Source organism: Mesorhizobium sp. M4A.F.Ca.ET.020.02.1.1 (assembly GCF_004022645.1).
GTDB lineage: Bacteria > Pseudomonadota > Alphaproteobacteria > Rhizobiales > Rhizobiaceae > Mesorhizobium.
On the sequence record NZ_RZOI01000231.1, the window covers coordinates 1 to 7888 of the forward strand.

At 64.8% G+C, this 7888-nt stretch carries 8 protein-coding genes and 1 pseudogene; 5 read left to right on the forward strand and 4 right to left on the reverse strand.

Going from position 1 to position 7888, the window contains the following annotated elements:
* The 4 genes and pseudogenes from EN742_RS16135 to EN742_RS16145 all read left to right on the forward strand — a co-directional run.
* Positions 1-189, forward strand: a pseudogene (locus EN742_RS16135) (histidine kinase); the annotation flags it as partial.
* A 162-nt stretch (positions 190-351) separates the two neighbouring features.
* Positions 352-528, forward strand: a complete 177-nt coding sequence (locus EN742_RS38135; RefSeq protein WP_189347275.1) for a hypothetical protein — start codon at positions 352-354, stop codon at positions 526-528.
* Positions 529-638: 110 nt separating this feature from the next.
* Positions 639-968, forward strand: a complete 330-nt coding sequence (locus EN742_RS16140; RefSeq protein ID WP_126057996.1) for a hypothetical protein — start codon at positions 639-641, stop codon at positions 966-968.
* 81 nt (positions 969-1049) lie between these two features.
* A complete protein-coding gene (locus EN742_RS16145; RefSeq protein ID WP_126057995.1) occupies positions 1050-1292 on the forward strand; it encodes a YMGG-like glycine zipper-containing protein in 243 nt (80 codons plus the stop codon).
* A 99-nt stretch (positions 1293-1391) separates the two neighbouring features.
* Here EN742_RS16145 and EN742_RS16150 read toward each other — a convergent pair whose 3' ends face one another.
* The 4 genes from EN742_RS16150 to xylF all read right to left on the reverse strand — a co-directional run bounded on the left by EN742_RS16150 (position 1392) and on the right by xylF (position 6485).
* Positions 1392-3014, reverse strand: coding sequence for a CHASE domain-containing protein (locus EN742_RS16150; protein WP_126057994.1), 1623 nt, complete (start codon positions 3012-3014; stop codon positions 1392-1394).
* Positions 3015-3137: 123 nt separating this feature from the next.
* A complete protein-coding gene (locus EN742_RS16155) occupies positions 3138-3938 on the reverse strand; it encodes an ATP-binding cassette domain-containing protein (RefSeq protein ID WP_126057993.1) in 801 nt (266 codons plus the stop codon).
* 28 nt (positions 3939-3966) lie between these two features.
* The gene (locus tag EN742_RS16160) at positions 3967-5286 is read right to left on the reverse strand and encodes a sugar ABC transporter permease (RefSeq protein ID WP_126057992.1); all 1320 of its coding nucleotides are present in this window, start codon (positions 5284-5286) and stop codon (positions 3967-3969) included.
* Between the two features lie 158 nt (positions 5287-5444).
* Positions 5445-6485 carry a D-xylose ABC transporter substrate-binding protein gene (xylF, locus tag EN742_RS16165; RefSeq protein ID WP_126057991.1) on the reverse strand — a complete coding sequence of 347 codons (1041 nt, stop codon included), beginning with the start codon at positions 6483-6485 and terminating at the stop codon, positions 5445-5447.
* 266 nt (positions 6486-6751) lie between these two features.
* Here xylF and EN742_RS16170 point away from each other — a divergent pair.
* Positions 6752-7888 (forward strand): ROK family protein (locus tag EN742_RS16170; protein WP_148670121.1); only part of this gene is annotated, 1137 nt, incomplete at its 3' end.

The following is a 7888-nucleotide window of genomic DNA, read 5'->3' on the forward strand; positions in this document are numbered from 1 at the left end:
GCTCTGTCGCTGATCTGGGTCGAAGCCATCGGAGGCCGTGAGGTCGGGCACAACGAGAAGCGCTTTGGCAGCGTCGCCCTGGAACGCGTCGTGCCGACGTCGCTGAACGGCACGGCGACGCTCGAGATCACGGAAGATCGCCTCGAATATGGCCTCGTCATTCCCAAGGGCAATTTCGAAACGGACTGACATGGATCGACAGGCGCGCCGAAGACGGCGCTGTGGCCCGCGGACAACATCCTTAACCGGCTGTTCACCATAAAGTCCGATGCTGTTCTTCCCAGATGACGCTGAAACCTGGCGATGGCCTGCGGCCGCCGTCGGGTCCGGCGCAACAGGGGAGGAATCGTCTTGACGGTTGCCGACATGAACAGGCTGGAGCAGGCCGCTCGCGTCTCGATGAGCGGTTTCCAGGATGCCGAAGCTCCGCCCTCGACCTCGGCCCGCGCCACCCATCCCGTGCTTCGGCTGGTCGCCGTTGCCTTGGTCGCGGCCATCGCGCTGACACTGGCCACGCAGTTCAACTGACGCCCGCGATCCGCTGTCGCGCGCCTGACCGCCAATTTATTCGATGCGGCACCGCCTGCGCAGGAACTTTGCCCGTTTTGGTCCGTTTTTGTGGCGAGAGGATTCTCGCCATGGAACATATCGCTGCCTTGCTGCTGGTTATCGGCTGCTCCGGCTCCATGACCGAATGCCGCGAATTGTCGGTGCCAGTCAGCGTCTTCGAGACCGCCGAACAATGCACTGCCGAGCGGCCTTTCGCCATGGCCGACGTTCAGGGTCAGGCTGCTCATGTCGTTGCCGAGTGCCTCGCTGTCGATCCGGCGCTGGAGGACGACTACGACCAGGTCGTCTGGAACGTGCGTGCGGATGGCACGCTCGACGCATCATTGCAGGTATCCAGCCTCGTCCTTGCCTCCAACAACAGTGCGCGCCCCGAAAAAACCTATCTTGGTCAACAATAAAATCGAGCGGGCCAAGGCTGTTGTTTCATGTTAAATGGCGGTTGTAGCCTCCTAAAGTGAGGACAAAGGAGAGGTGACTCTATGCGGAAGATGATTATTGCCATGGTTGCGGTGGTCGCTGTCAGCGGCTGCAGCACGACCGAGCAGGACGTTGGCGTTGGCGCCGGTGTCGGCGCTGTCGCCGGTGGCCTGATCGGCGGCACCAAGGGCGCGCTGATCGGTGCGGCCGTCGGCGCCGGCTCGGGTCTGCTGGTCCGCAACCTGCGCAATGGCTATTGCCAGTATCGCGACAATCGCGGCCGTCTCTACACGGCACGCTGCTGATCGCTTCGCATCAGGCGCAATAGGAACGGAGGCCGGCTCGTCCGGTCTCCGTTTGTTTGTGCCGCCTGAAAATGACCGTTCAGAGCGAACGGGATCCATTCACCCCGCCAGCGGGACCCTGATTACCACCACCAGCCCCTCGGCGCGAAAATCGCGCTTGATCGTGCCGCCCAATTCGCGCGTGACGTTGAGGTCTATCAGCTTGGTGCCGAAGCCTGTCTTGGCCGGTGCTTCGAGCTGCTTCTGCCCGGCCTCTCGCCAGTTGAGCACCAACGTCCGATCCCGGCCGCGCCCTTCCAGCAACCAGTCGACCTTGAGTGCTCCCACGGAATTGCCGGCCTCGCCATATTTCAGTGCGTTCGTCGCCAGTTCGTGGAAGGTCAGGCCGAGCGCCTGGGTGGTCGTCTCGTCAAGCAGCACCTCCGGCCCCGACAATATGTCTTCGGGAAGCTCCTTGCCGAACACCTGGCCGAGCTCGATGCGCAGGAGATCGCCGAGATCGGCCTTCTGCCAGCGCGAGCGGGTCAGCATGTCCTGGGACGCTGCCATCGCCTGCAGCCGCGCCGCGAAGGATGACGAGAACTCCTTCACGTCGGTGGCGTGCGAGGCCGTCTGGCGCGCTATCGCCAGCACCCGCGTGATCGAATTCTTGATGCGATGCTTCATTTCCTGCAGCATCAGCTCCTTTTCGAGCAGGCTCTTTTCCGTCGTCTCGTGTAGCAGCGACACTGCGTCGTAAGCCCGCTCCTGATAGCGCGCCACCAGCGCGATCGCGCCGGCGAGCAGCAGCCCGAACAGGCCGAGCATCACCGGAATGGCGCGCGACGAAGGCAGCGAGAAAGCGCTTGTCGGCCGAAACAGCACAGTCCAGGGACGGCCGGCGACGACGATCTTGCGGGTCACCAGCAGCCTGTCGCCAAAGGTCTCCACCGGCGGCGTCTCCGACCGGAAAAGGAGATTGTCGGCGTCAGGCTGGCCGTCATAGATCTCCGTGTTGACCGGCAGGAGCGGCGTGCGGCTGAGCGCCGTCTGGAACAGATCGCGGGCACGAAACGCCGCATAGAGGAAACCAGCGGTCGAGGAGCGGCTGGCGTTGATGACTTCGGGCGCGGTCTCGACATTGAGCCGCACGAAGACCAGGAAGCCGGGGAAGGTCTGAGTGGCACCGGTTCCCTGGCCGAGCTGGACCAGACCGCTTGCATGCTGCTGATCGTCGGCCATTGCCTTTTCGATCGCCGCCCGCCGCGCCGGCTCGGTGAACATGTCGAAGCCGATGCTGGCCTGGTTGGACGGGTCTATCGGCTCGAACATCACGATCGGCGTGCGCCAGGGTTGCGTCGTGGCAGGGTAGACCTGATGGGCGACGCCGTGGTCGCGCAGGATGTCGCGCTCGACCGCCGCCTCGTCGCCGGCCTTGGCCAGCCGCAGGAAGCCGATGCCGCGCAGGCCGGCGAAATTGTTGTCGACATCGAGCGCGCTGAAGAACGCCTTGAACTCGCCGCGTGAAATGTCGCCATTGCGGGCGTCGAACAGCGCCTGGGTCGAGCGCAGCAGCGAAAGATGGAGATCGATACGGCTCTCGATGCGGTTGAGCGCGTCGTCTGCTGTCGCATCGAATTTGATTCGCGCCGCTTCCTGCGTGGCGAAATAGGCGAACCCCGCCATCGTCAGGCTGATCAGCGCGACGGCGATGAAGGCGACGATCGGGAAGAACTTCTTCAAAGGATGGCGGTGCCCCTGAGCATACGCTCCTTTATGAGCAAGTCGCCGCGGCAACACAATGGCGCTGTCAAACCATCATGACGCTTGGCCCATCCGCGAGCGTCACTTAGCCGGCTTACAGACTCAAGCGGCGATCTTCAGCGCTCCCGGCCCAGGAATGGCGCCAGGCGGGCATTTGCCGAGGATGATCATGCCGAGCACCTCGTCCTGGGTGACGTCGCTGGTGCGCGCGGTGCCGACGACCTGGCCGTTCTTCATCACACAGACCCGGTCGGCGAGCTCGAACACGTCGTGGATGTCGTGGCTGATCAGGAAGATGCCGATGCCGTCGGCCTTGAGTTGCTTGACCAGTTCGCCGACCTGCGCCGTCTCCTGCGGCCCGAGTGCCGCCGTCGGCTCGTCCATGATCAGGATACGGGCATTGAACAGGATGGCGCGCGCGATTGCCACCGACTGCCTTTGGCCGCCGGAAAGCTTGATCACCGGCTCCTTGAAGCGCTGGAAACGCGGATTGAGTCGGCCCATCACCTTGCGCGCCTCGGCCTCCATCGCGACATCGTCGAGCGTGCCCCAGCCGGTCATCAGCTCGCGGCCGAGGAAGAGGTTGGCCGCGGCGTCGACATTGTCGGCGAGCGCCAGCGTCTGGTAGATCGTCTCGATGCCGTATTTCTTGGCGTCGCGCGGGTTGGAGATGTGCGCCTCCTCGCCATTGACGAAGATCTGGCCGGCGTCGCGCTTGTAGGCGCCGGACAGTATCTTGATAAGCGTCGACTTGCCGGCGCCGTTGTGGCCGAGCAGCGCCACCACCTCGCCGGGGAAGAGATCGATCGAGGCGTCGTCGACGGCGCGGATGCCGCCGAAGGCGATCGAGATGTTGCGCATGTCGATCAGCGGCGTGCCGGTGGTGGGAGCTGTCTTTTCCATGGTCGCGTCTCCTCCCTGAAGTTCTTGCTCAGACTCGCTTGCGGTAGACGGTGTCGAGCCAGACGGCGACGACCAGAACCGCGCCGACGACGATGCTCTGCAGCGGCGAGTCGATGCCGAGCAGCACCATGCCTGACTGCAGCGACTGCATCAAAAGCGCGCCGAGCATGGCTCCCAGCACGGTTCCCGAGCCGCCGGCGAGCGACGTGCCGCCGATGACGGCGGCGGCGATGACCAGCAGTTCGTCCAGCGTGCCCAGCGCGTTGGTCGCGGCGTTGAGGCGCGCCGACGAGATCGCCGCGCTGATCGAGGCCAGCACGCCCATAATCATGAACACCTTCATCGTCACCCAGCGCGTGTTGATGCCGGCGAGCGAGGCCGCTTCCGGATTGCCGCCGATGGCAAAGACATAGCGGCCGAAGCGGGTGCGCCTGGTGATGAAGGTCATGACGATGCCGACCGCGACCGCCATCAGCACCGGTATGGCGATGCCATGGGCGATGAACAGGCCGCCTTCGGGAATGGCGATGCCTTTCTGCTCGGCGTACTGGCGCACGATGCCGACCGGCCACGGATAGGAATTGGCGACCCAGACCGCGCCGAGGATGGCGGCGCAGGCGACGATGCCGAGGAAGATTTCGGCCCATACCGGGCGCAGCGGGAAATTGAACCGCTTGCGCTGCGAGCGGCCGTTGAGCAGCGCGAAAGCGGCCGCCGCGCAGGCGACGACGCCGACGACCCAGCTGGCTGTGGCGCCGATCGAGCCGCGCGGTCCGCCGCCCATCAGCTGGAAAGTGGCGTCGAGCGGCGCGACCGTGCGGCCGCTGGTGATCATCCAGGCCATGCCGCGCCAGACCAGCAGGCCACCCAGCGTGACGATGAAGGCCGGCACCTCCATGTAGGCGATGATGAAGCCCTGGAACGCGCCGATCGCCAGGCCAAGCACCACGCCGGCGGCGAGCGCGATGATCCAGAGCCACGGATTGCCGAGCTGGAAGCCAATGACTCGAATGAGGAATTCGGCCTGCGCCACGCCCATGATCATGCCGACCACGCCCTCGACGGAGCCGACGGAAAGGTCGATGTTGCGCATGACGATGACCAGCACCATACCGGTCGCCATGATCGCCACCGAGGAGGTCTGCACCGACAGGTTCCAAAGGTTGCGCGGGGTCAGGAAGAGCCCGCCCGACAGGACGTGGATGCCGATCCAGATGACCAGCAGCGCGCCGACCATGCCGAGCATGCGCGTGTCGAGTTCGGTTGCCTTAAGGAAGCGGCCGGCGGCGCTGAGTTCGGCTGCGCGTGCCCGGTCCGCGGCGACCGTGCTTGAGGTCGTATCGGTCATGATTTCCTCCCACCGGTTGCCGTCTGGCGCGGTTGCCGGAACATGATTCTATTGGCTTTCCCGGCTCACTTGAAGCCGGAAGCCGTTGCGAAGCGAAGCTCGATGGACGCCGCGGCTCTTGGGCCGCGGCGCCGAGTCTTCAAACCGGAAGGCTTGCCTCAGTTGCAGGCGGCGACGGCGCCGGCGGCAACGCCGGCGCAGACTTCGTCCTTCTTGATCCAGCCCGCGTCGATGACGACGTTGAGGTTGTCCTTGGTGATCGCCACCGGCGTCAGGAACAGCGACTTGACGGTGTTGCCGCCCGGCGTGGTGAAATCCTTGACGCCGGCGATGTCTGTCATCTTCTTGCCGTCGGCGAGCGCCGAGGCGATCTCGGCGGCGTTCTTGCCGAGCTCGCGCGCGTCCTTCCACACCGACACGGTCTGCGTGCCGAGTGCGATGCGGTTCAGCGCGGCGTGGTCGCCGTCCTGGCCCGACACCGGAACGGTCCCGGCGAGGCCCTGCGCCGTCAGCGCGGCGACGACGCCACCTGCGGTGCCGTCATTGGCCGCCACCACCGCATCGACCTTGTTGTCGTTGGCGGTCAGGAACTGCTCCATGTTCTTCTGCGCGTTGGCGGGCAGCCAGCCGTCGGTATAGGCCTCGCCGACATTCTTGACCTTGCCGCCGTCGATGGCTACCTTCAGGACTTCCATGGAGCCGGCGAACAGGAAATCGGCGTTCGGGTCGGCGCCCGAGCCCTTGATGAAGACATAGTTGCCTTCCGGCTTGACCTTGAACACTTCGCGGGCCTGCATACGGCCGACTTCCTTGTTGTCGAAGGTCAGGTAGAAGACGTCCTTGTTCTCGATCAGCCGATCGTAGCCGACGACTGGAATGCCTTCGTCCAGCGCCTTCTGCACCGCCGGTCCGACCGCGGAGGCGTCCTGCGCCAGCACGATCAGGGCGTTGGCGCCCTGCGATATCAGGCTTTCGACGTCGGTCAGCTGCTTGCCCGGATTGGACTGCGCGTCGGCGGAAATATACTTGTCGCCGGCCGCCTCGATGGCCTTCTTCATCGCCGCTTCATCGGTCTTCCAGCGTTCTTCCTGGAAGTTCGACCAGGAAACACCGATCACCTTGTCCTTCGCCTCGGCGACCGACGCGAGCGTCAACGACATGGCGACACCCGCCAGCATGGCGGCTGCGAATTTCTTCATGATATCCTCCCTGCGCCATTGCGGCGCGACCCAGACTGGCCCTGAGGCCGGCATAGAGGCTTTTTTTCGAGCCTCGAAAAAATAGTGATCCAACGCCGGAGCGCTGTCAACATTGATTCTGCTGGATTCTGACGCCCCTGCGAATTTTTTTCGAGCTCCGTAATAAATAAATGACAGGCCGGCCCGCTTCTGCCACAATTCATACGGTGTCCGCCGACGGCCCCTTGAGATCAAAAACGGCCGCGACGACCGGGAGGAAATAGGGCATGTCGGTTGGAATCCGCCACGACGATCTGCGCCGACGCAACCGGGCGATGGTGATTTCGGCCGTGCGCCGCGCCGGCCAGCCGTCGCGGACCGAGATCGCCGCCACCACCGGCCTCAGCCATTCGACCATCTCGGCGATCTCGTCCGACCTGATCCAGGAAGGCATCCTGACCGAGAGCAAGGCAAACGAGGCTGTTTCGCTGAAGCGCGGCCGGCCGCAGGTCGGGCTTGCGCTCAATCCGGAAGCCACGGCGGTGATGACGGTGGTCCTGTCGCTGAACTTCCTTTCCGTCGCCGTCATCGACTACGCCGGGCAGGTCATTGCCGAAGAGCAGCGCCGCCTCGACACGGCGATCATGCCGCGCGACGAGCTGATCGGCGAATGCGTGGCCATCGTCCGGCGCCGCTTCGAGGATCCCGATCTCGACGTCCGCGGCGTCGCCCGCATCGCCATGGGCATCCAGGGCATCACCGACACCCATGCCCGCGCCATGTTGTGGTCGCCGATCACGCCGCAGACCGACATCGCCTTCGCCGACATACTGGAAGCCGAATTCGGCGTTCCGGCCACCATGGAGAACGACTGCAACATGATGGCGGTGGCCCTGCAGTGGCGTGACCCTGACCGCTACCGCGACGACTTCATCGCCATCCTGCTGTCGCACGGCATCGGCATGGGGCTGGTGCTGAAGGGAGAGCTGTTCACCGGCACCCATTCCTCGGGCGGCGAATTCGGCCATATGATCCACCGGCCGGGCGGCGCGCTCTGCCGCTGCGGGCGGCGCGGCTGCGTCGAGGCCTATGCCGGCAACTACGCCATCTGGCGCAATGCCAAGGAGATGGGCGAGGACGCCGAGCCGGTCGATGTCAGCGACGCCGACATGCGCTCGCTCGCAGCGCGGGCGCGCGCCGGCGACGGTCCGGAGCGCCAAGCCTATCGCAAGGCCGGCGAGGCGCTCGGCTTCGGCCTCGGCAGCCTGTTCGCGCTGATCGATCCCGCACCGGTCGCCATGGTCGGCGTCAGCGCCGCCGCCTTCGACCTGATCGAGCCGGCGCTGCGCGAGGCGATCGCCCAGACCGCCGGCGGCCAGCATTCGAAATCGATCTCGTTCGACACCGAGCCGAACGAACTGCCG

What these genes read in the sequence shown, in the direction of transcription:
- EN742_RS16160 (WP_126057992.1), bottom strand. Translation starts at nt 5,286, where the DNA reads ATGACCGATACGACCTCAAGCACGGTCGCCGCGGACCGGGCACGCGCA.
- EN742_RS16140 (WP_126057996.1), top strand. Translation starts at nt 639, where the DNA reads ATGGAACATATCGCTGCCTTGCTGCTGGTTATCGGCTGCTCCGGCTCC.
- EN742_RS16155 (WP_126057993.1), bottom strand. Translation starts at nt 3,938, where the DNA reads ATGGAAAAGACAGCTCCCACCACCGGCACGCCGCTGATCGACATGCGC.
- xylF (WP_126057991.1), bottom strand. Translation starts at nt 6,485, where the DNA reads ATGAAGAAATTCGCAGCCGCCATGCTGGCGGGTGTCGCCATGTCGTTG.
- EN742_RS16145 (WP_126057995.1), top strand. Translation starts at nt 1,050, where the DNA reads ATGCGGAAGATGATTATTGCCATGGTTGCGGTGGTCGCTGTCAGCGGC.